At 61.2% G+C, this 20,806-nt stretch carries 22 protein-coding genes and 1 riboswitch; of the genes, 13 read left to right on the top strand and 9 right to left on the bottom strand.

Translation table 11 applies throughout. The annotated features are described in order from the left end of the window. Positions 1–13: 13 nt before the first annotated feature. From C2U30_RS11345 to treR, 4 genes are all read right to left on the bottom strand, one after another. Positions 14–634 carry a sugar O-acetyltransferase gene (locus tag C2U30_RS11345; RefSeq protein ID WP_103243774.1) on the bottom strand — a complete coding sequence of 207 codons (621 nt, stop codon included), beginning with the start codon at positions 632–634 and terminating at the stop codon, positions 14–16. Beyond that, positions 634–2,298, bottom strand: a complete 1,665-nt coding sequence (gene treC, locus C2U30_RS11340) for an alpha,alpha-phosphotrehalase (protein ID WP_103243773.1) — start codon at positions 2,296–2,298, stop codon at positions 634–636. Before treC ends, C2U30_RS11345 begins: the two co-directional genes overlap by 1 nt. Positions 2,299–2,386: 88 nt before the next feature. Then, positions 2,387–3,817 carry a PTS trehalose transporter subunit IIBC gene (treB, locus tag C2U30_RS11335; RefSeq protein WP_039039721.1) on the bottom strand — a complete coding sequence of 477 codons (1,431 nt, stop codon included), beginning with the start codon at positions 3,815–3,817 and terminating at the stop codon, positions 2,387–2,389. Positions 3,818–4,003: 186 nt separating this feature from the next. After that, positions 4,004–4,951: a trehalose operon repressor TreR gene (treR, locus tag C2U30_RS11330; protein WP_041211765.1), complete on the bottom strand. Its 948-nt coding sequence runs from the start codon at positions 4,949–4,951 to the stop codon at positions 4,004–4,006. Positions 4,952–5,085: 134 nt separating this feature from the next. Between treR and C2U30_RS11325 the strand changes: the two genes are divergently transcribed. The 3 genes from C2U30_RS11325 (at position 5,086) to ansB (ending at position 7,530) form a co-directional block, all read left to right on the top strand. After that, positions 5,086–6,036: an AEC family transporter gene (locus C2U30_RS11325; protein ID WP_103243772.1), complete on the top strand. Its 951-nt coding sequence runs from the start codon at positions 5,086–5,088 to the stop codon at positions 6,034–6,036. Between the two features lie 111 nt (positions 6,037–6,147). After that, positions 6,148–6,342, top strand: a complete 195-nt coding sequence (locus C2U30_RS11320; protein WP_041211751.1) for a heavy-metal-associated domain-containing protein — start codon at positions 6,148–6,150, stop codon at positions 6,340–6,342. Between the two features lie 129 nt (positions 6,343–6,471). Further along, positions 6,472–7,530 (top strand): L-asparaginase 2, encoded by a 1,059-nt coding sequence (gene ansB, locus C2U30_RS11315; protein WP_103243771.1) that lies wholly within the window; start codon positions 6,472–6,474, stop codon positions 7,528–7,530. A 90-nt stretch (positions 7,531–7,620) separates the two neighbouring features. Here the strand turns inward: ansB and C2U30_RS11310 are convergent, their stop codons facing one another. Continuing rightward, positions 7,621–8,607, bottom strand: a complete 987-nt coding sequence (locus tag C2U30_RS11310; protein WP_244812339.1) for a sodium:calcium antiporter — start codon at positions 8,605–8,607, stop codon at positions 7,621–7,623. A gap of 88 nt (positions 8,608–8,695) precedes the next feature. Next, positions 8,696–8,803, bottom strand: a riboswitch (yybP-ykoY riboswitch). 195 nt (positions 8,804–8,998) lie between these two features. Between C2U30_RS11310 and C2U30_RS11305 the strand changes: the two genes are divergently transcribed. Then, complete coding sequence (locus tag C2U30_RS11305; RefSeq protein ID WP_010635988.1) at positions 8,999–9,586, top strand: superinfection exclusion B family protein; 588 nt, start codon at positions 8,999–9,001, stop codon at positions 9,584–9,586. A 60-nt stretch (positions 9,587–9,646) separates the two neighbouring features. Here C2U30_RS11305 and C2U30_RS11300 read toward each other — a convergent pair whose 3' ends face one another. The 3 genes from C2U30_RS11300 to C2U30_RS11290 form a co-directional block, all read right to left on the bottom strand. Next, the gene (locus tag C2U30_RS11300) at positions 9,647–10,105 is read right to left on the bottom strand and encodes a methylglyoxal synthase (protein ID WP_199767268.1); all 459 of its coding nucleotides are present in this window, start codon (positions 10,103–10,105) and stop codon (positions 9,647–9,649) included. Between the two features lie 250 nt (positions 10,106–10,355). Then, on the bottom strand, positions 10,356–10,835 hold the full coding sequence (bfr, locus tag C2U30_RS11295) for a bacterioferritin (protein ID WP_010675778.1): 480 nt from the start codon (positions 10,833–10,835) through the stop codon (positions 10,356–10,358). Between the two features lie 132 nt (positions 10,836–10,967). Next, on the bottom strand, positions 10,968–11,174 hold the full coding sequence (locus C2U30_RS11290; RefSeq protein ID WP_010675777.1) for a bacterioferritin-associated ferredoxin: 207 nt from the start codon (positions 11,172–11,174) through the stop codon (positions 10,968–10,970). Positions 11,175–11,312: 138 nt separating this feature from the next. Between C2U30_RS11290 and C2U30_RS11285 the strand changes: the two genes are divergently transcribed. From C2U30_RS11285 to C2U30_RS11260, 6 genes are all read left to right on the top strand, one after another. Next, complete coding sequence (locus C2U30_RS11285) at positions 11,313–11,627, top strand: HlyU family transcriptional regulator (RefSeq protein ID WP_041211748.1); 315 nt, start codon at positions 11,313–11,315, stop codon at positions 11,625–11,627. After that, positions 11,624–13,696, top strand: coding sequence for a tRNA(Met) cytidine acetyltransferase TmcA (locus C2U30_RS11280; protein ID WP_103243767.1), 2,073 nt, complete (start codon positions 11,624–11,626; stop codon positions 13,694–13,696). The genes C2U30_RS11285 and C2U30_RS11280 overlap by 4 nt, the downstream gene beginning before the upstream one ends. Before the next feature lie 367 nt (positions 13,697–14,063). After that, positions 14,064–15,194: a cytochrome c oxidase subunit II gene (gene coxB, locus C2U30_RS11275; protein ID WP_233720920.1), complete on the top strand. Its 1,131-nt coding sequence runs from the start codon at positions 14,064–14,066 to the stop codon at positions 15,192–15,194. 9 nt (positions 15,195–15,203) lie between these two features. Next, positions 15,204–16,802 carry a cytochrome c oxidase subunit I gene (gene ctaD / locus C2U30_RS11270; protein WP_103243766.1) on the top strand — a complete coding sequence of 533 codons (1,599 nt, stop codon included), beginning with the start codon at positions 15,204–15,206 and terminating at the stop codon, positions 16,800–16,802. Between the two features lie 9 nt (positions 16,803–16,811). Further along, complete coding sequence (locus tag C2U30_RS11265) at positions 16,812–17,366, top strand: cytochrome c oxidase assembly protein (RefSeq protein WP_045522117.1); 555 nt, start codon at positions 16,812–16,814, stop codon at positions 17,364–17,366. Between the two features lie 2 nt (positions 17,367–17,368). Next, a complete protein-coding gene (locus tag C2U30_RS11260) occupies positions 17,369–18,250 on the top strand; it encodes a cytochrome c oxidase subunit 3 (RefSeq protein WP_103243765.1) in 882 nt (293 codons plus the stop codon). 8 nt (positions 18,251–18,258) lie between these two features. Here C2U30_RS11260 and C2U30_RS11255 read toward each other — a convergent pair whose 3' ends face one another. Beyond that, the gene (locus tag C2U30_RS11255) at positions 18,259–18,465 is read right to left on the bottom strand and encodes a DUF2909 family protein (RefSeq protein ID WP_103243764.1); all 207 of its coding nucleotides are present in this window, start codon (positions 18,463–18,465) and stop codon (positions 18,259–18,261) included. 18 nt (positions 18,466–18,483) lie between these two features. On the opposite strand from C2U30_RS11255, the gene C2U30_RS11250 reads away from it, so the two are divergent. Genes C2U30_RS11250 through C2U30_RS11240 form a run of 3 tightly spaced genes read left to right on the top strand, consistent with a single transcriptional unit; the run spans position 18,484 to position 20,758 of the window. Then, positions 18,484–19,209 (top strand): SURF1 family protein, encoded by a 726-nt coding sequence (locus tag C2U30_RS11250; protein ID WP_233720918.1) that lies wholly within the window; start codon positions 18,484–18,486, stop codon positions 19,207–19,209. Further along, a complete protein-coding gene (locus C2U30_RS11245; protein WP_103243762.1) occupies positions 19,206–19,688 on the top strand; it encodes a hypothetical protein in 483 nt (160 codons plus the stop codon). The genes C2U30_RS11250 and C2U30_RS11245 overlap by 4 nt, the downstream gene beginning before the upstream one ends. 59 nt (positions 19,689–19,747) lie before the next feature. Next, positions 19,748–20,758, top strand: coding sequence for a COX15/CtaA family protein (locus C2U30_RS11240; protein WP_103243761.1), 1,011 nt, complete (start codon positions 19,748–19,750; stop codon positions 20,756–20,758). Positions 20,759–20,806: the final 48 nt, after the last annotated feature.

The following is a 20,806-nucleotide window of genomic DNA, read 5'->3' as shown; positions in this document are numbered from 1 at the left end:
TGCCCCTTCTGTGTCAGCCAGGTGCCCCGGGCGCCAGCTCCTCTGCCGTCATGGGGCGCAAGACCCGGCAGGGATTGCCGACCGCCACCACGCCTGCCGGAATGTCTCTGGTGACAACGGACCCCGCCCCGATGACGCTGTTGTCCCCTATGGTGACGCCCGGGCAGATGACGACGCTGCCCCCAATCCAGACGTTATTGCCGATGCGCACCGGCTTGCCGAACTCCACCCCCTTGATGCGAGGCGCTACCGCCACCGGGTGGGTAGCGGTGTAGATCTGCACTCCGGGGGCCAGCAGCACGTTGTCGCCTATGTGTACCTCGCACACATCCAGGATGGTGCAGTTGAAATTGGCGTAGAAATTCTCGCCGACAAAGATGTTGGCGCCATAGTCGCAGAAGAAGGGGGGCGTGATGAAACAGCGTTCTGCGCGGCCACCCAGCAGGCGGGTGAGGCGCTCATCCCAGCCAGGGGCATCGGTTCGCTCCCGGTTCAGTTCTCCCAGCAGGGCGCGACACTGCTCCCGCGCAGCCCGCAGTTCGGGGTCCCCTGCATCATAGGGCGCTCCCGCCACCATCTTCTGCCACTCGGGGCCACGCACGGCGGGCCGCTGCACTGTTGTTGCGTCAGTCATCATTGCTCCATCAGCCAGATCAGGGATTCGTAAGGGCGCAGCTTGCAGGATTGCGGGCGGGCCGGGCTATCCGGGTAGTTGCCAAGCAGCAGTCGCCCCTCCCCGCTTTGCCGCTCGGCAGGCAAGGCAAATTCCACCGGCTCGCCGTAGAAGTTGCTCACCACCAGCAGGGTCTGACCGTTGGCGCGGCGGACATAGGCCCAGATCTGCGGGTGCCCTGCCAGCAGCTCCTGATAATCCCCCTGAGTGAAGATGGGGTGCGCCTTGCGAAGGGCGATGAGATCCCGATAGTGCCAGAACACCGAGTGCTGGTCGGCGAGCGCCGCTTCGGCGTTGATCTCGGGGTAGTTGGCGGCGGGCTTGAGCCAGGGCGTCCCGCTGGTGAAACCGGCGTTGGAGGCGGCGCTCCACTGCATCGGGGTGCGCGAGTTGTCCCGGGACTTGGCGCCGAGAATGGCGAGGATCTCGGCCTCGCTCATCCCTTCCGCCTGCTTGATGGCGAAGATATTGCGGCTCTCCACGTCCTGATAGTCATCGATGCGCTGATAGCCGGGGTTGGTCATGCCGATCTCCTCCCCCTGATAGATGTAGGGCGTCCCCTGCAGGCCGTGCAGCGTGCTGGCCAGCATCTTGGCGGCGACCACCCTATGCTCGCCCTCATCGCCGAAACGGGAGACGATGCGCGGCTGATCGTGGTTGCACCAGAAGAGCGCCGACCACCCCTTGCCATGCATACCGCTCTGCCAGTGGTTGAAGATGCGCTTGAGTTCGAGGAAATCGAACGGGGCCTTGGTCCACTTGTCGCCGCCCGGGTAATCCACCTTGAGGTGATGGAAGTTGAACACCATGGAGAGCTCGGAACCATCCAGCGCGCCATAGCGCTGGCAGTGCTCCAGAGAAGTAGAGGACATCTCCCCCACCGTCATGGCGCCGACAGGAGCAAACACGTCGCGGCTCACATCCTGCAAAAATTCGTGGATGCGCGGCCCGTCGGTGTAGAAGCGGCGGCCATCCCCCACCTCGTCGTCAGGGAATGCCTGATCCTTGGAGATGAGGTTGATGACATCGAGGCGGAAACCGTCGACCCCTTTCTTCGCCCAGAAATGGATGATCTTCTTCACCTCGGCGCGCACGGCCGGGTTTTCCCAGTTGAGATCCGCCTGCTCGCGGGCAAAGAGGTGCAGGTAGTACTGGCCGGTGGCCGGGTCCAGCTCCCAGGCGCTGCCGCCAAACTTGGATTGCCAGTTGTTCGGCACGCCGCCGTCCACCGGATCTTTCCAGATGTAGTAGTCGCGATAGGGGCTGTGCTTGTCCCCCAGCGCCGACTTGAACCAGGCGTGCTCGGTGGAGGTGTGGTTGACCACGATATCCATCACGATGCGGATGCCGCGCTCATGGGCGGCGGCCAGGAGCGCTTCGAAATCGCTCATGGTGCCGTAGGCGGGATCTATGTTGAGGTAATCGGCGATGTCGTAGCCGTTGTCCACTTGGGGGGAGACATAGACCGGGGTCAGCCAGAGGGCATCGACCCCCAGCGTCTTGAGGTAATCGAGGCGGGCCATGATCCCCTTGAGATCACCGGTGCCACGGGCGCCGGAATCCTGAAAGCTTTTGGGGTAGATCTGGTAAATCACGGCGCTTTGCCACCAGGGTGTCTGTGTCATGGTTGGTTCGCTCATTGGTTGAAACCGGATTAGTTGGAACAGGGCAACGATAAAGGGCGGAGCCAGGGCTCCGCCGAGGTTGTGTGGATCAGGCCGTGGCCAGATCCAGCTTGCCGGCAGCCTGCTGGCGCTTGTAGACCAGCAGGGTCAGCAGGGCGGGGACCACGATGGCCACCAGCATGGCGATGGCGTAGATGCCCCAGTATTGCGGCTGGATGGAGAGGATGCCCGGCAGGCCGCCCACCCCGATGCCGTTGGCCATCACACCGGCGAAGCCGCAGATGAGAGCCGCACAGCTTGAGCCCACCATGGCGCACAACATGGGGAACTTGTACTTGAGGTTGATGCCGTACATGGCCGGCTCGGTCACCCCGAGATAGGCGGAGATGGCGGCCGGGACCGAGATCTCCCGCTCGTTCTCCTTGCGGCTGATCAGGATGATGCCGACGACCGCAGACGCCTGGGCGATGTTGGAGAGGGCGATCAGCGGCCAGATGGGGGTGCCGCCCATGCTCTGCATCAGTTGCAGGTCCACCGCGTTGGTGGTGTGGTGGATGCCGGTGATGACCAGGGGCGCATAGAGGAAGCCGAACAGGGCGGCGCCGATGGGGGCAAACGAACCCGTCATGGCCGCCTTGGCGGCAAAGCCGACGCCGTCACCAATCCAGCGGCCGAACGGACCGATCAGGGCGTGGGCCACGATCACCGCCAGCAGCAGGGAGATGAAGGGCACAATCACCAGGTAGAGATAGGCCGGGATGATGCGCTTGAGGCTGGTCTCCACCCAGGCGAGGAAGACACCCGCCAGCAGGGCCGGAATGACCTGGGCCTGATACCCCACCTTCTGGATGACGAAGAGGCCGAAGTCCCACACTTCCGGGGTCTGCTGGCCGATGCCATAGGCGTTCATCAGTTGCGGCGACACCAGCGTGATACCCAGCACGATGCCGAGGATCTCGGAGCCACCCATCTTCTTCACCGCAGACCAGCAGACACCCACCGGCAGGAAGTGGAAGATGGCTTCACCCAGCAGCCAGAGGAAGGCGTGCACCTGGGCCCAGAACTGGCTGATCTCGGTGAGGGTGTGGGTGCCGTCGTCGAACATCTTGATATCGCCGATGACGTTGCGAAAGCCCAGGATCAGACCACCGGTGATGATGGCGGGCAGCAGGGGGACGAAGATCTCCGCCAGGTGGGAGATGCCGCGCTCCAACGGGTTCATGTTGTGGCGGGCGGCCTGCTTGGCGGCCTCCTTGCTGCCGCCGCTCACGCCGATCTCCTGGGTGAGCGCCTTGTACCACTGATCCACCTCGTTGCCGATCACCACCTGGAACTGGCCGCCCTGGGTGAAGCTCCCCTTCACCGAAGGGATGGTCTCGATGGCCTTGGGGTCGGCCTTGGCCGGATCGGCCAGCACGAACCTGAGCCGGGTCAGGCAGTGGCTGACTGTGGTGATGTTCTCTTTGCCGCCGATCCGCTCGATTAGCTGCGCCAGATGCTGTGTGTTGACTTTTGACATGAGCCTTCCCTCTGTGACTCCATGAATAATGGTCGTGTCTTTACCGGCTGGCCAAGGACCGCCCGTTTATTGGTATCGTTCCCAATCAGCATGAAGCCAGTGGCTGGTATCGGCAATGGGAACGTTCCCAATTCGTGGCGCTGGTCACAAAAAGCGCAAAACGCCGGGAATGGAGGAAAAGATAGACTACAGGGGCTGACAGGGGGCGATGGTCGCTCTGGGGGGCTGCCCCTCTTCAATCTGGTCGAGCAGCTGTCTGGCGGCCAGGATGCCGGCATCCTTGTAGCCGAAATCCAGGCTGAGGGTGTTGGCAAAGAGGAAAGTCAGCATGGGATTGCTGCCAAGGCCGCTCACCAGGATGTCGGTGCGACCCTGCTCCTGCAGGTATTTGGCGGCGCCGATGGCCAGGGTGTCGCTGGCACAGACCATGGCCTGGGTGGTGGGGGTGAGCAGCTCGGCCGCGAGCCGATAGCCGCTTTGCAGACCGAGATCCCCGAGGGCGCTGCGGGGTGTGCGCCCCTGTTCCCGACAGTAGTCGAGGTAAGCCTGATGCCGACGCAGCCCGGTGGTGAGATCGCTGCGTTCCACCCCGAGATAGGCGACCTCGGTCAGGCCACGCTCCCCGAGGTGGGCGAGCACGGCGCGCACCGCCCCGTCATCGTCGAAGCAGACCGACGAGAAGCCGGGGCGCTCACGGGCCATTAGCACCAGTTTCTCCCTGAGCGGCGCCATGGCGGCATAGTCCAGATCGTTGAAGGCAAACAGGATGATGCCGTCCACCCCGCGCCGCTCCAGCACCGCCAGGTGCTCGCTCACCTTGGCGGGGGAGAACTTGCTCTCCATCAGCACGGCGTCGTAGCCACGCTGGTAGAGGGTCTCCAGCATGCCGCGCACCGCCTGGTTCTCGGAGCTGGAGTCGAGGCGCGACACCACGATGCCGACCACCTGCTGGCTCTGGCTGCGCATGGCCCGCGCCGATTTGCTCGGGACGAAACCGTGCTGGGCGATCACCGATTCGACCCTGGCCCTGGTCTGGGCATTGACCTTGGGATCCTGATTGAGCACCCGGGAGACGGTCGACTTGCCGACCCCGCTGAGGCGAGCGATATCGAGGATGGTCAGTTTCTTTTCCATGGGGGATCCGTGACAGGGGAGGGCGACAACCGGGATGCAGACATTGTTGTGATTAACTCCTGTGAATACAAGCCCATGGCGTTAGAATGCCCTTTCCCAGGCGACTTTCTTCGCCGTTGCACAGGACGCGCATCATGGATCTGTTGGCAAGTCTGCACTTCTCCCTCTCCATCACGGGCCCCATTTGTCTGGTGCTGGTACTCGGCATCTGGCTCAAGCGGCTGGGTCTTTTGCCCGACAGCTTCGTCGAGTCAGCCTCCCGTCTGGTGTTCCAGGTCACCCTGCCAGCTCTCTTGTTTCTGAGCATGGTGCGCACCGATTTTTCCACCATGCCGAGCCCCTGGCTCATCCTCTACGGCCTGCTCGGCACCCTCGCCGGTTTCCTGGTGCTGGAGGTGCTGGCGGCCCGTTTCATCAGCGAGCAGAAACTGCGGGGCATCTTCGTGCAGGGCAGCTTTCGCGGCAACATGGGGATCATGGGGCTGGCCTATGTGCAAAACGCCTACGGCCCGGAGGGGATAGGGGCCGCCGCCCTGCTGGTGGGCTCCATCACAGTGCTCTACAACATCCTCGCGGTGATCACCCTGACCCGCAGCCTGGGGGGCGGAAAGGGGCTCACACCCATACTCAAGGGGATAGTCAAAAACCCCCTCATCATCGCCATTCTGGCGGCCCTGCCCTTCGGTCTGCTCGGCATCGAACTGCCCCAGCTGGTCATCAGCACGGGCAACTATTTCGCCAACATGACCCTGCCGCTGGCCCTGCTCTGCACCGGCGCCAGCCTCAACCTCAAGGCCCTGCGCGGCGGCGCCATGCTGACCGGCTGGGCCACGGTCAACCGGCTGTGCTGCATCCCCGTGCTGCTGGTGCTGGGGGCCTGGGCCCTCGGCTTCAGCCCTCAGGCCCTCGGCATCCTGTTCCTCATCAGCTCGACCCCCACCGCCGCCGCCAGCTATGTGATGACCCGTGCCATGGGGGGTGACAGCGCCCTGGCGGCCAACATCATCGCCACCACCACCCTGGGCTCGCTCGTCACCACCAGCCTGGGGGCCGCCCTGATGAACTACCTGGGACTGATGGGGTGATGGGGCGCCGCCATGATGCACGACCCGGGGTTGACGGGATCGGCATTCACCCTTGACCTTGCCGGAGGCGGCAGCTTTAGGCTGATGTCACATCGACAGAGGAGAGAGCCCATGACCATCGAACTCACCGTTACCGGCATGTCCTGCGGCGGTTGCGCTGCCAGCCTGCAAAAGGCCCTGCTGGCCCAGCCAGCAGTCCGCACCGCCACGGTCGACTTTGCCAGCCGCAAGGCCGTCATCGAGAGCGATCTGAGCAAAGTCGAGTTGATCGCCCTGATCGAGGCGAGAGGCTTTCAGGTAGAGTGAATTATCACTTAATTGGTATAAATCAGACTAATATTCTGTTTACTTCTTTTTATTGGTGAGAGTGATCACTTAAATCCCGTTTAAAAAGAATAAAAATGCTGCAATTCCCTCATCCAAAAGGATTGCAGCATGACCCTTCCCATTCGCAAGACCCTGATCGCCGCCGTACTCGGCCTGACCCTCTCCCCGATGGCTATGGCGCTGCCCAGCGTGCACATTCTGGCCACCGGCGGCACCATTGCCGGGGCGGGCCAGTCTGCCACCCAGTCCAACTACGAGGCCGGCAAGGTGGCCATCGAGACGCTGATCGCCGCCGTGCCCGAGATGAAAAACGTGGCCGACGTGCAGGGTGAGCAGGTGGTGAAGATCGGCTCCCAGGACATGAACGACGAGGTGTGGCTCAAGCTGGCCAAGCGGGTCAACGAGCTGCTGGCCAAGGATGACGTGGACGGCGTCGTCATCACCCACGGCACCGACACCATGGAAGAGACCGCCTACTTCCTCAACCTGACCGTCAAGAGCGACAAGCCGGTGGTGCTGGTCGGCGCCATGCGCCCCTCCACCGCCATGAGCGCCGACGGCCCGATGAACCTCTACAACGCCGTGGTGACCGCCTCTGACCCCGCCTCCAAGGGGCGTGGCGTCATGGTGGCGATGAATGACACCGTGCTCGATGCCCGCGACGTCACCAAGACCAACACCACCGGGGTGCAGACCTTCGCCTCCCCCAACTTCGGCCCGCTCGGCTACATCCACAACGGCAAGATCGACTATCAGCGCAGCCCGGCCCGCCTGCACACCAGCAAGACCCCGTTTGACGTGAGCAAGCTCGACAAGCTGCCGCAGGTCGGCATCGTCTACAGCTACGCCAACGCCACCGATCTGCCGGCCAAGGCGATGGTGGATGCCAAGTTCGACGGCATCGTCAGCGCCGGGGTGGGCAACGGCAACCTATACCACACCCTGTTCGACACCCTGGCCAAGGCGAGCAAGGACGGTATCCGGGTAGTGCGCTCCGCCCGCGTACCGACCGGCTCCACCACCCTGGATGCGGAGATCGATGACGCCAAGTACGGCTTCGTCGCCGCCGAGACCCTCAACCCGCAGAAGGCGCGGATCCTGTTGATGCTCTCGCTCACCCAGAGCAAGGATCCGGCCCAGATCCAGCGCTGGTTCCAGCAGTTCTGACCCCCTTGCCGGCATCGGCCGGCATGGGGTAATGACAACAATAAGGGCGGGACAAGGTCCCGCCCTTTTGCATGTGGTGTGGTTGCTGCCTCAGTTCGCCATCAGCCAGCCGCAGAAGCCAAGATAGATCAGCCCCACCCAGGCGAGCCTGCCCGCCGTCATCCGCTCCCGACTGAACCCCCACCACAACAGCACGACCGCCAGCAGCGTCACCAGCGAGGAGACCATCATGGTGCTGTCCAGCAGCCAGGGGGTGAACAACAGGCAGAACGCCTTGGGAATGGTGCCCTGGATCATCATGGCCCCCGAGATGTTTGCCAGTGCCAGCCGGTGCTTGCCCTGCCGCACCCAGATCAGCACGTTAATCAGCTCGGGCATCTCGGTCGCCACCGGGCTCAACAACAGGGCCGCCAGCACCGGCGAGAGGCCAAACAGCTCGCCCATGCTCTCCAGCTGATGAACGAACAGCTGGGCCGCCAGCGCCACCACCACCAGCGCAACCAGGGTTTGCAGCAGCACCTTGCCGAGCGCCGGGATCTCGGCGCCCGGATCCAGCTTGAGGGGCTCTGGCAACGCGACCTCGTGGCTGTCGGTCTGTTTCAGCTCGCGCCGCACATAGACCAGATACACCAGCACGAACAGCGGGGCCAGCCAGGTTTTACCGGTGAAGGCCACCATGCCGAGGGCCACCGCCACCAGGAAGATGCCGACGAACCAGGCCTGATCGCGGCCTATCTCGCGCTGCACCTCGCCATCGATGGCCCTGTGCTCACGGCTCATGCACAGCAGCAGGGTCACGCCGACGGCAGCATAGCCTATGGTAGCCAGCACCAGCGGGCCGCCGAGGGCCGCACCTATGCCTATCTGCTGCTGGGCGGGGGCATCCCCCATCAGCAATGCGGTCAGGGTGACGATGCATTCGGGCAGGGCCGTGCCGAGGGCCGCCAGCAGGGAGCCGGTAGCGCTCTGGGAAAACTTGAAGTGGTGGCCGGTCCATTCGATGCCGTTGACGAAATATTCGCAGGCCAGATAGATGGTGACGGCAGAGAGCAGAAATAACAGCAGGGTGATCAGCATGATGAGTAACCGCCAGGCGAGCAGAACAACCAATGGACTCGATACGGCTCGCCCGGCTGGCTTGCATATCGAGGCCAAAGGTCTTGCAGAGCGATGGATGCCATCGCCGCCCATGCCATGGATCTGAGGATCCAAGAATGTTGACATGAGCCCTGCCCGGATCACGGGCGGGTTGCTACTCCCCTATGACAGTGCGGGCTTTTTACCAAGTTGAGTGCCGCCTCACAAGGCAAACTAATGATCATTCGCTCAACAAGTTGTAAGGGAATGTAACCGTGCCCTCCACCGGTTCTGCCGTCCGGACCCACTCCTCTGCCGCTGAACGCTTCGCCTTGGCACACCGTTTGCTATGAGATGACTACTGTCCACACTGATTTGGGAAGGGTGAACGATGAAACGGTGGATCCAACATTTCTATCAACTGAACCGCCTCAACTGGCTGATGGTCTGGCTGCTGCTCTGCTGCAGCATCATCCTGCTGTTTCCGGCCGGTTTGATGAAGGGAGCCGTCAGCCAGTGGGCCGCCACACACGCCGCCTGGCTCGGCGTCGGCATGCTGATCGCCATCTCCTACTTCTGCAGTCAGGGCTTCCTGATCGCCTGGGAGTGGGCCTGCGACGAGTGGCAGTCCCGCCGCCAGCAGGATCAGCTGGCCCAGATGATCTCCTTTCTCGACTTCAACGAGAAGGCAGTGCTGCGCGAGTTCGTGCTGCAGCGCAAAAGCGTCATAAACTTGCCGATCACCGAGCCTGCCGTCAAAAACCTGATGGATGCCGGCGTACTGACCTATGCCTATGGCAAACCGGTGCGCGAGAAAGAGGACGAGAACCAGATCCGCGCCCTGATGATCGCCCTGCCGGCCCGACCGCTGCTCACCTACAAGGTGCTGGGGCTGTCGCGCGGCAAGATGAGCGACGAGCAGGTGGAGCAGATCATGAATGCCAGACCCAAGTTCGCGCAGAAAAGCTTCCAGCGCTGATCTTCGTTCCCGCCAATAAAAAGAGCCGGCCCTGTGGCCGGCTCTGTCGTTTCTGCCCCGTTACTGGGTTCTCGCCTTGAGATAGCCGACGTAGTCCGGGATCTGCACGCTGAACGCCTGGCGCATGTGGGGGCTGTCCATGATGAAATCGGCGGTCGCCTCGTTGGTGGCGACCGGGATGTTCCAGACTGCCGCAAGGCGCAGCAAGGCCTTCACGTCCGGATCGTGGGGCACCGCATTGAGGGGATCCCAGAAGAAGATCAGCACGTCGATCTTGCCCTCGGCGATCAGGGCGCCGAGCTGCTGGTCGCCCCCCATGGGGCCGGAGAAGAGACAGGTGATGGGCAGTTGTGCCTGCTTGCCAAGCATGGTGCCGGTGGTACCGGTGGCGTAGAGGTGGTGGAGCTTGAGCTCCTCCTTGCGCCGCATCACCCAGTTCAGCAGGGGGGTCTTCATGTTGTCGTGAGCCACCAGCGCCACTCGCTTGTGGGCCGCCATCTCACGGGCGATCTGTTCCATGGACATTATCCGTAGCAGTGTTGTTTGAATAGAGCCGTATCCTAATCGAAAGCGGCGCCTGCCGCTGCCCCATGCATCGTAACTGTGATCCCGGAGGCGGTTCAATCCGGCGCCTGCCATCCTGACAGCCTCTGGCCTGCCTTGTCAGCAACCAGGTTGGCTACCCTATCGTTGGGCAAGATCTCTGCCGCTGTCGCCATGAAAAAACCCGCCTGGGCGGGTTGGGATTGTCTCTTGATGTCATCGCGATTCAGGATGACTCGGCATGGAGCTGGGATTGCTGGTAGTTTTCCAGACCGATACGGGCGATGAGATCGAGCTGGGTTTCCAGCCAGTCCACATGCTCCTCTTCATCTTCCAGGATCTCCTGGAACAGGTCGCGGCTGACGTAGTCCTGCACAGACTCGGCATAGGTGATGGCGACTTTCAGGTCGGGGATGGCGTCCATCTCCAGAGACAAGTCACAGCGCAACATCTCTTCCACCGTCTCACCGATGCGCAGCTTGCCCAGATCCTGCAAGTTGGGCAGCCCTTCCAGAAACAGCACCCGCTTGACCAGCTCGTCGGCATGTTTCATCTCATCGATGGATTCGTGATACTCCTTGTGCCCCAGCCCCTTGAGGCCCCAGTCATCATAGATGCGGGCATGCAGGAAGTATTGGTTGATGGCAACCAGCTCATTGGCCAGCACCTTGTTGAGGTGGGCAATGATTTTGGGATCTCCTTTCATCGACATTACTCCTCGTTTTCGAGCCTAGGCAACGATCACTAGAGCTTAGTCCAGAAACATGACCATAACGTGATGGGGGAAAGTCGTCCCCTGGAGGGCAGAAGGAGAGATGAAGATGAGAAGTCGGCGGTTTTACGCCACTTCGTAATAGAGCGGTGCCTGCTCTGACTCCATCTTGTCGATTTCGGTAGCGATGATCTCCATCGCCATGCGCACACATTTACCACATTGGGCACCGACTTCCAGCGACTGTTTCAACTGTCTGAATTCAGTCTTGCCTGCCTGTACCGCCTTGCGGATCTGGTTATCTGTGATGCCGCGGCACAAACACACGTACATAATCTGGACCTCATGCTGGAATGAGATGAAATCTAAATGAGAATGGTTCGTAGTGCAAAGAACGAATGGTAATAAGATCCCGAGCTTGCCAGTGATTCCACCCTTGGGGAGAATGCCTTTATCAGAGAGGATGCGAACATGTTCAAAAAACTATTCAATGCCCTGTTCAAGGGAGAGATCGCCCAGAGCCCCGAGGTTGAGCCCATCGAATACATGGGCTATCTCATCTATCCCGAGCCCATGGCGGAAGGGGGGCAATACAGGCTGGCAGGTCGCATCACCAGGGAGATCGACGGGCAATTACAGACCCATCGCTTCATCCGCTCCGATCTCTTTGCCAACCCGGCGGATGCCGAGCGCTTCATGGTGCAAAAGGCCCATACCTTCATCGACCAGATGGGGGAGCGCATGTTTGAACCCCGTGTGAAGCCAGACGCCAGCCCAGCTCCATGATGTCAGCCGAGCTGCTCGCCTTGCGCCACGCTATCGCTCATGCCGGCGAGCGACGTCTGATCTGGCTGGAAGGGGAGCAGGATGACTGCATCGTTCGTGCCGAATCCTTGCTGTGGGGGGCGGTGTTCTGGCTGGGGCAGGGTCCTGAGCGTCATGCTCCGCAGCCTGCCGCCAAGGCGCTTCAACGGCTCGGTCAGGAGTGCGACACCCTGGTATTCAATGCCTTCAGTGGTTTTCACCCCGATGCATTCGGTGCCTTGGCGGGGACATTGAGGGCTGGGGGGCTCTTGCTTCTGCTGACCCCGCCGCGGGAGGCATGGCCGACCTACCCAGACCCAGATCGTCAGAGGCTGGTCGCCCAGCCAGAGGAGGTTGATCGTGCCGGGCAGGGGTTCATCTCCCGTCTAGTACGGTTGCTGGAAGAAGATCCGGCGCGAGATCTGACGCCTGCCTCTTGTGATATTACCTGGCAGCCTCTCGACGGGGACCGACCGCTGAGCGCGGATCAGGCCCGTGCGCTGCCCGCCATCCACAACGTGTTGCACGGCCATCGCCGCCGCCCCCTGGTGCTGAGCGCCGATCGCGGTCGTGGCAAGAGCGCCGTGCTGGGGCTGGCGAGCGCCGATTTGCTGAGTCGGGATCCGGCCTTGAGGATAGCGGTGACGGCCCCTTCCCACGCCACAGTGGCGACACTTTTTGCCCATGCAGAGCGCGCGCTGGCAGAGATGCCTGAGCGGCTGGCCGGTCTGAGCTATGTGTCCCCTGATCGGGCCTCTCAAGGAGACGTGCTGGCGGATCTGTTGCTGGTGGATGAGGCCGCCGCCATCCCGACCCCGCTGCTGGAGGCCATGCTGGCCCGTCACAGTCGCATTGTCTTCGCTACAACGGAGCACGGCTATGAGGGGACGGGGCGCGGCTTTCATCTGCGCTTCAAGAGGGTACTCGATGAGCAAACCCCGGATTGGCAGGAGCTGCACCTGGTGGAGCCCATTCGCTGGAGCCTGAGCGATCCGCTGGAGCCTCTGATCTTCCGGCTCCTTGGTCTGAATGCCGACATATCGGCACCTCATCCCCCGACATCACCGACCTGGCGCCTGGTCGGACAAGATGAGCTGGCCCGTGATGACGCGCTGCTCAATCGGGTGTTCGGCCTGCTCGTGCTGGCTCACTACCAGACCAGCCCAAGTGATCTGCGGTATTTGCTGGAGGGGCCGGATCTCGACATTCATCTGATGGAGCAGGGACAGGAGTTGCTCGGGGTGGCGCTGGTCGTGCGGGAGGGCAATATACCCCCTGATCTGGCGCATGCGATCTGGGCCGGACGAAGGCGCCCTCGTGGACATCTGCTGCCCCAGTCGCTGCTGGCCCACGCCGGTTTCGTGACGGCGGGGGAGCGCTCTTATGCCAGGGTGATGCGCATCGCCATCCATCCTGCCCTTCATCGTCTCGGGCTGGGGTCTTGGTTGCTGGACAAGCTGGTATCACATTATCGGGTATTAGGGGTCGATTATCTGGGGTCTGCCTTCTCCGCCAGTCCAGATCTGCTGCCATTCTGGCTCAAGGCGGGATTGAAGGTGCTGCGTCTTGGTCTGCAGCGCGATGCGGCCAGCGGCAGTCATGCAGCTTTGCTGCTGATGCCGTTGCAATCGGAATATCACGCCGAGCTGGCGCAATGGCGACAGCGTTTCATGAGCCAGTTGCCGGCCCTGCTGGCGGGTGAACTCAAGAGGCTGGATACCGAACTGGTCTGGCTATCCCTCAGAGGCGGACCTGTCACTCATGTGCCGGATCTGGATGAATTCGAGCATCGGGAACTCGATTGTTTTGCCCACCATCACAAGCCATTCGAATTGTGCCAGGCGACACTGCAACGCTGGCTGCTCCGGCGAGTGATGATGCTGGATGCGTTGAGTCAGGATGAACGACGGTTGCTGATTGCCACCATCTGGCAATATGCGTCCTGGTCCGAGCTGGCTGCCCGACAGGGTGTCGCGGGCAAACCCGCGCTGATAAAAGCATTGCGCTCCCTGCTGGCCAGACTGCTGGCTCAGCAAGCCCCAGCGGGCTGACCCCACCTCTGGCACGGCAGAAAACCACGGAGCCCAGGAGGAACCAATGGCCCCTCCCGGGTTCTGCACATCGATTCGACTCACCATGGCTGAAGCTCTCCCCGTTCAAGGCGCGGCCACCCCGGGACCCGTTTCTCCCTCTTCCCTACTCGCGTTTTGCCTATTGCCACTGCTCTGATGAGCCTGGTCAGGGCTGTCTGCATTTTGGTTTTTTCTGAATATGGACTAATACTTGAATGTGAAATGAATTTTAATAAATGCATTATTTTCAGATGGTTAGCGTTGGGCGTATTGAATGCAGGCCATCTTCTCCAACGTGCACAGGGAGTGCAATGTGAGAAACGATGCAGCTCAGGCAGGTGCCGGAATGATGATGTGGTTCATCAGCAGCAGCGCCTTTGCCAATGAGATCCGGTTCAACATGACGCGCGGGGCGACCGCCATCAGCCAGCAGGTCTATGACCTGCACATGACGATTTTCTATATCTGTTGCGTCATCGGTCTGCTCGTCTTCGGCATCATGTTCTGGTCCATCGTGCACCATCGAAAATCGCGCGGTGCCAAAGCCGCCCAGTTTCACGAAAGCACCCGCATCGAGTTGCTGTGGACGGCCATCCCCGTGTTGATACTGATCGCGATGGCGGCACCGGCAACCTCGACCCTGTTGAAGATGGAGGATACCTCCAAGGCCGATCTCACCGTCCTCGTCACGGGCTCGCAATGGAAATGGCATTACAAATACCTCGAGTATCCGGTGGCGTTTTATTCCCTGCTGGCGACCAGCAAACAGCAGATCTCCGGTGATGCCCCCAAGGGCGGCAATTATCTGCTGGAGGTGGATAACCCTCTGGTATTGCCGGTCGGCAAGAAGATCCGTTTCCTGATGACCTCGGACGATGTCATTCACTCCTGGTGGGTTCCCGCCTTCGCCGTGAAAAAAGATGCCAATCCTGGCTACATCAACGAGTCCTGGACCCGGATCGACAAGCCGGGCACCTATCGTGGGCAGTGCGCCGAGCTGTGCGGCAAGGATCACGGTTTCATGCCCGTGGTTGTGGTGGCCAAATCCGCAGAGGAGTTCGAGACGTGGATTGCCAGAAAGGGAGACGAGCAGGCAACCGCCAAGGCACAGCAACAGGCGCAGGCAGCGGAGACCATGACGTTGCCACAAGCCATGGCGCAGGGGGAGAAAGTCTATCTGGGGCACTGCGCTGCCTGTCATCAGCCCGCGGGTACCGGATTGCCCGGCATCTTCCCGGCGCTCAATGGCAGCAAGGTGACCACACAGGCGGAACATCGGGCCCAGCATCTGGACATCGTCCTGCATGGCAAGAGCGGCACGGCGATGCAGCCTTTTGGCAAACAGTTGACGGCGCAGGAACTGGCCGCCGTCATCACCTATGAACGCAATGCCTGGGATAACAAGACCGGCGACCTTGTGCAGCCAGCCGAGGTGCAGTCCCTTCTCAACCCGGCCAACCCGGACAAGGACAAGTGAGGCGTCGGCATGAGTGATGGAATCACGGATACCCTGCGCAGCGAACATGCTCACCAGCCGGCGGCCGGTCTGAGGCGCTGGCTCTACACCACCAATCACAAGGACATCGGTACCCTCTATCTGTGCTTTGCCCTCACCATGTTCTTTACCGGTGGCGCCATGGCCATGGTGATCCGGGCAGAACTGTTCCAGCCCGGACTGCAACTGGTGGAACCCCTGTTTTTCAACCAGATGACCACAGTACACGGCCTTATCATGGTCTTTGGTGCCGTCATGCCCGCCTTCACCGGCCTCGCCAACTGGCTGATCCCCATCATTATTGGGGCCCCTGACATGGCGCTGCCCCGCATGAACAACTGGAGCTTCTGGATCCTGCCGTTTGCTTTCCTCATCCTCCTGTCGAGCCTGTTTATGGAGGGAGGCGGCCCCAGTTCTGGCTGGACCTTCTATGCCCCCCTGTCCACCCAGTACAGCGGCAACAGCACGGCCCTGTTTGTCTTTGCCATTCACATCATGGGGATCTCCTCCATCATGGGGGCCATCAACGTCATCGTGACCATCTTCAACCTGCGGGCGCCGGGCATGGGCTGGATGCAGATGCCGCTGTTTGTCTGGACCTGGCTCATCACGGCGTTTCTGCTCATCGCTGTCATGCCGGTGCTGGCGGCTGCGGTGACCATGGTGCTGACGGACAAGTATTTCGGGACCAGTTTCTTCGATGCGGCCGGTGGGGGGGATCCTGTCCTGTTTCAGCACATTTTCTGGTTCTTCGGGCACCCGGAAGTCTACATCATGATATTGCCGGCTTTCGGCATCGTCTCCAGCATCATTCCGACCTTCTCCCGCAAGAAGCTGTTCGGTTATCGCTCCATGGTCTTTGCCACCAGCAGCATCGCCTTGCTCTCCTTCATGGTCTGGGCTCACCACATGTTCACCACCGGATTGCCCGTGGTGGCGGAGCTGTTCTTCATGTACACCACCATGCTGATAGCGGTGCCGACAGGGGTAAAAGTGTTCAACTGGCTTGCCACCATGTGGCGTGGTTCTCTGACATTCGAGACCCCCATGCTGTTTGCCATCGCCTTCATCACTCTGTTCACCATTGGCGGTTTCTCCGGGCTGATGCTGGCCATGACACCGGCTGATTTTCAGTATCACGACACCTATTTCGTAGTGGCCCATTTCCACTATGTGCTGGTGACCGGTGCCGTCTTCTCGATCCTGGCCGCTGCCTACTACTGGTTGCCGAAATGGACGGGGCACATGTATGACGAGCGGCTCGGCCAATGGCATTTCTGGTGTTCGCTCGTCTCGGTCAATGTGCTGTTTTTCCCCATGCATTTTGTCGGGCTGGCGGGCATGCCTCGCCGCATTCCCGATTACGCCCTGCAATTTGCCGACTTCAACATGCTGATCAGCCTGGGGGGGTTTGCCTTCGGCCTGTCCCAACTGCTGTTTGTCTGGGGCGTGGTCAAATGCATCAGAGGCGGAGCCAAGGCGAGCGATCGGATATGGGAGGGGGCCGAGGGGCTGGAATGGACGCTCTCTTCTCCCCCTCCCTATCACAGTTTCCAGACTCCGCCGGATATCCGGTCGGAAGAGCGTTAGGGAGGTCATATGACCCAGGTCAGTCATGCCCCCTTGCTCAGAAAACTGGCTCTGGTCGTGCTCGTCATGTTTGGTTTTGCCTTTGCGCTGGTGCCGCTTTATGACGTCTTCTGCCGGATCACCGGCCTCAATGGCAAGACGTCTGATCAAGCGGCCAGTACGGAGCGGGCGGTGATCGACAGCAAGCGGAGCATCCAGATCGAGTTTCTTGCTCATGCGGATACCCGGATGCCGTGGGAGTTCAGTGGTGAAACGGCTCGGCTGTCGGTGCGGCCGGGGGAGGTGAAAATGGTCAACTTTCGGGTGTTCAATCCCACGGAGCGGGCCATGGTGGGTCAGGCGGTCCCGTCGGTCTCTCCCGGTCCCGCCGCAGCCTATCTGAAGAAAGTGGAGTGTTTCTGCTTCAATCGCCAGGAGCTGAGGGCAGGGCAGAGCAAGCTGATGCCGCTCAAGTTCTATATCGATCCGGCACTACCGGACAGCATCAATACCATCACGCTCTCCTACTCGCTCTATGACATCACGGAGTCCGTACCTGCACCGGCACTCGCACAGAGGAAATGACCATGGCCAAGGTGAACCAGACCTATTATGTCCCGGACCAGAGTCGCTGGCCCATCATTGGTGCCATTGCACTGTTTTTCCTGGCGTTGGGGGCGGGACATCTGGTCAATGAAGTGACGAGTGGGCAGACCGGTTTCGGCCGGTATATGATGATGGCCGGTGTCGCCCTGCTGGCATTCATGTTGTTTGGCTGGTTCCGTCACATCATCCGGGAGTCCATGACCGGGCTCTACAGCGCCCAGATGGACAGATCCTTCAGGCAGGGCATGGTCTGGTTCATCTTCTCTGAAGTGATGTTCTTTCTGGCTTTTTTCGGAGTGCTGTTCTATGCACGCCAGCTTGCGGTGCCCTGGCTGGATGGTGCGGGCCACAGGGTGATGACGGGCCAGCTGCTGTGGCCGGATTTCACCGCTCACTGGCCCCTGCTCAAGACGCCCGGCGGGGCCACGACCCAGGCCATGCCCTGGCAGGGGATCCCCCTCATCAATACCTTGATCCTGCTCGGTTCCTCCGTGACCCTGCTGTTTGCACACATGGGTCTGGAAAACGGCAGACGCATGCGGCTCAAGGGGATGTTGCTGGCAACCGTGGTGCTCGGGCTGACATTCCTGTGGTTTCAAGGCTATGAGTATCTGCATGCCTATCGGGATCTCGGGCTGCGGCTGGATTCCGGCATCTATGGCAATACCTTCTTCATTCTGACCGGGTTCCATGGACTGCACGTGCTGCTGGGCACCCTTTTCCTGACCATCATCTGGCTGCGTATCATGCTGAGGGATCATTTCACCCCACAGCGTCATTTCGCTTTCCAGGCTGCGGCCTGGTACTGGCACTTCGTCGATGTGGTCTGGCTCTGTCTGTTCGTCTTTGTCTACCTGCTTTGATGCCGTGCTCAGTAGGGGCGCGGGTTGGGCTCCAGCCAGCCCATCGCGAGAGAGAGCAGCAGCATGATGACCACCAGCAGGGAGAAGAAGACGCGCCGGCCCAGAGGTACCGACATCTTTTGCGTATTGCCTGCACTGAGCATCAGCCAGAGGGCGTGAAACAGCTGGCCGATGATGAGCAGCAGCATGAGTACCAGCACGACCTTGATCAACATCTTGGGATCCTCCTCGATATGCGCGATTCGGCTGCACGAGACAAGCGACGACCATGGCATCACAGACGCTGGTTCGTCTTGTTGTTCACTCTGGTGGTGACGGCCGGTTTGTGCAAGCTGGCGTTTTGGCAGTGGCAGCGCGGAATGGAAAAAACGGCCTGGCTGGCGCAGATGGCAAAGATGCAGCAGGCCGGGCCAAGGACATTGGCCCAGATCGACTGGCAACACCCGGAGTCACTGGATGGCCAGCCTCTGCAAGGGAAAGCCGAGTGGGTCAGCCCTTATGTCTGGTTGCTGGACAACCAGATCGTCAACGGGGAGGTTGGCTATGACGTGCTCATCCCGGTACGCGCAGAGGGGGGATCCTCACTGTTGCTGGTCAACCTGGGATGGGTGCCCGCGCCATCCGACAGGTCGCAATTACCCAATCCCGCCATCCCCGCCGCAATGACCCTTGAAGGTGTTCTGCGCATGGCTCCCGGCGGCTTCCTGTTGGGACAGAACATAGAACCAGGCCCCTACCCGAACCGGCTGCAATCCATCAGGGTCGAGACCCTGCGACAGGCAATCGGAGCCCCGCTTGCAGACGCCGTGTTCTATCAAAGACGAACCCCATTCCTCTATCACTACCAGCACAATGTCATGCCTCCTGAAAAACACCGGGCCTATGGGGTGCAATGGCTCGGCTTGGCGCTGGTGGTTCTGTCAGGGGGGGTCATGCTGACAAGGAGGTGCTCCCCATGAGTGGATGGCGACGCTGGCGGGTGCCAGCGCTCTTTGCTGCGGTGATCCTGCTGCCTGTGGTGCTGGCGGCTCTGACTCTTCACCAGGGCTGGTATGAACCCGGCACGCACAGCAAGGGGCACTGGCTGCACCAGGAGATCTACCTGTTGCAACCGCTTCCTGCCCATCAGCACCAATGGCGACTGGTCTATCTGGTGGCCCCTCGCTGCGAGGGGCAATGCCGGCAGGTCCCTGTGCTGATGGCGCGCATCCAGGCTGCACTTGGCCGCAACCTGGACAAGCTGGAGCTGGTCCAGTTGACGCCACCTCACGAGGCAAACAGTGAAATGAGGGAGGGGGATATACTGCTGGTGGACGCCTGCGGGCTGGCCATCTTGCGTTACGAGGTACCCGGCAGCACGACGACCTGGCCGTTGCTTGGCAAGGCGGTACTGTCGGATCTGCAGCAACTGCTCAAGTATCAGCGTGGGGTGCAGTGACGATGCAGCCGGCATGGAACTCGCATCTTCTGGCTACTGCACGGTCAGCGAGGCGGCATATGAAGATGCACAAGAGGCTGGCCTCCGTGGCCATTGCGCTGGCAGTTCTTGTCATCGCGCTCGGTGCTTATACCCGGTTGACGGATGCCGGGCTGGCTTGCCCCGATTGGCCTGGTTGCTATGGTTCCCTGGCCATTCCCCGCGCCGAGCATGCGGAACTGGCGGCACAGCGCTATCCGGCCAGCCCGCTTGTTCCTCACAAGGCGCGCAGCGAGATGGTGCATCGCTACTTCGCCGGGGTGCTGGGAGGCGTGATTGTGCTCCTGTCCGGCTTGGGCTGGCGTACAGGCGGCCGACTGCGCCACCTCTCGCTCATCTTGCTGGTGCTGGTTGCGGGTCAGGCGGCACTGGGTATGTGGACGGTGACCCTGGCCCTGCATCCCCTGGTGGTGACCACTCATCTGCTGGGCGGCTTCGCCATCCTGACCTTGCTATGGCTCTATCGGGCCGAATTGGCAGGTTTCCCTTCACCCCCGCCCGTACACCAGGGCGTTTCCTGGCTTGGCAGCATGGCCTGTGGCGTGTTGCTGCTGCAGATCGCGCTGGGGGGCTGGACGTCGGCGAACTATGCGGCCATGGCATGTGTGGAGTTTCCCTTGTGCCAGGGCAACTGGCAGGCAGAGCTGAATTGGGCGCAAGCCTTTCATCTCCCTCTGGGGCACGCCAGCTATGAGTTCGGCGTGCTGGGCAAGGAGGCGCGCCAGACCATTCACATCGCCCATCGCCTGGGAGCGCTGACCACGGCCTTGCTGGTGGGTGCTTTCGCCCTCGCGCTGCTCTGCCAGCGGACCCCCCTGAGAGGGTTTGGCTGGCTGTTGCTGGGTCTGCTGACCGTGCAGATTGCCTTGGGATTGGCGAACGTCCATCTGGCCCTGCCGCTGGCCAACGCCCTTGCACACAATCTGGTGGCCGCCCACCTGCTGGCCTGTTGTGTGCTGGCGCGCGGGAGCCTCTCTTTGCATCATCACGACCCCTTGTCATCCCCTGGGATGGTCAGGAGCCGGACATGAATGGGAGAGGGCGGGCACAGCGCTTCGCCCTCCGCCGGGTGCACGATT

It is taken from the genome of Aeromonas sp. ASNIH5, assembly GCF_002902865.1.
Taxonomy (GTDB): Bacteria; Pseudomonadota; Gammaproteobacteria; order Enterobacterales; family Aeromonadaceae; genus Aeromonas; species Aeromonas caviae.
Note: the sequence above shows the minus strand (reverse complement) of the source record. Positions and strands in the feature narration are given on the sequence as shown.

Coding starts and splice junctions, on each gene's coding strand:
- C2U30_RS11280 (WP_103243767.1), top strand. CDS start 11,624: ATGATGTCAGCCGAGCTGCTCGCCTTGCGCCACGCTATCGCTCATGCC.
- C2U30_RS11255 (WP_103243764.1), bottom strand. CDS start 18,465: ATGTTGATCAAGGTCGTGCTGGTACTCATGCTGCTGCTCATCATCGGC.
- treR (WP_041211765.1), bottom strand. CDS start 4,951: ATGGAAAAGAAACTGACCATCCTCGATATCGCTCGCCTCAGCGGGGTC.
- C2U30_RS11310 (WP_244812339.1), bottom strand. CDS start 8,607: ATGCTGATCACCCTGCTGTTATTTCTGCTCTCTGCCGTCACCATCTAT.
- treC (WP_103243773.1), bottom strand. CDS start 2,298: ATGACACAGACACCCTGGTGGCAAAGCGCCGTGATTTACCAGATCTAC.
- C2U30_RS11345 (WP_103243774.1), bottom strand. CDS start 634: ATGACTGACGCAACAACAGTGCAGCGGCCCGCCGTGCGTGGCCCCGAG.
- C2U30_RS11320 (WP_041211751.1), top strand. CDS start 6,148: ATGACCATCGAACTCACCGTTACCGGCATGTCCTGCGGCGGTTGCGCT.
- ctaD (WP_103243766.1), top strand. CDS start 15,204: ATGAGTGATGGAATCACGGATACCCTGCGCAGCGAACATGCTCACCAG.
- C2U30_RS11325 (WP_103243772.1), top strand. CDS start 5,086: ATGGATCTGTTGGCAAGTCTGCACTTCTCCCTCTCCATCACGGGCCCC.
- treB (WP_039039721.1), bottom strand. CDS start 3,817: ATGTCAAAAGTCAACACACAGCATCTGGCGCAGCTAATCGAGCGGATC.
- C2U30_RS11250 (WP_233720918.1), top strand. CDS start 18,484: ATGCGCGATTCGGCTGCACGAGACAAGCGACGACCATGGCATCACAGA.
- C2U30_RS11290 (WP_010675777.1), bottom strand. CDS start 11,174: ATGTACGTGTGTTTGTGCCGCGGCATCACAGATAACCAGATCCGCAAG.
- coxB (WP_233720920.1), top strand. CDS start 14,064: ATGATGATGTGGTTCATCAGCAGCAGCGCCTTTGCCAATGAGATCCGG.
- C2U30_RS11305 (WP_010635988.1), top strand. CDS start 8,999: ATGAAACGGTGGATCCAACATTTCTATCAACTGAACCGCCTCAACTGG.
- C2U30_RS11265 (WP_045522117.1), top strand. CDS start 16,812: ATGACCCAGGTCAGTCATGCCCCCTTGCTCAGAAAACTGGCTCTGGTC.
- ansB (WP_103243771.1), top strand. CDS start 6,472: ATGACCCTTCCCATTCGCAAGACCCTGATCGCCGCCGTACTCGGCCTG.
- C2U30_RS11260 (WP_103243765.1), top strand. CDS start 17,369: ATGGCCAAGGTGAACCAGACCTATTATGTCCCGGACCAGAGTCGCTGG.
- C2U30_RS11300 (WP_199767268.1), bottom strand. CDS start 10,105: ATGGAACAGATCGCCCGTGAGATGGCGGCCCACAAGCGAGTGGCGCTG.
- bfr (WP_010675778.1), bottom strand. CDS start 10,835: ATGAAAGGAGATCCCAAAATCATTGCCCACCTCAACAAGGTGCTGGCC.
- C2U30_RS11285 (WP_041211748.1), top strand. CDS start 11,313: ATGTTCAAAAAACTATTCAATGCCCTGTTCAAGGGAGAGATCGCCCAG.
- C2U30_RS11240 (WP_103243761.1), top strand. CDS start 19,748: ATGAAGATGCACAAGAGGCTGGCCTCCGTGGCCATTGCGCTGGCAGTT.
- C2U30_RS11245 (WP_103243762.1), top strand. CDS start 19,206: ATGAGTGGATGGCGACGCTGGCGGGTGCCAGCGCTCTTTGCTGCGGTG.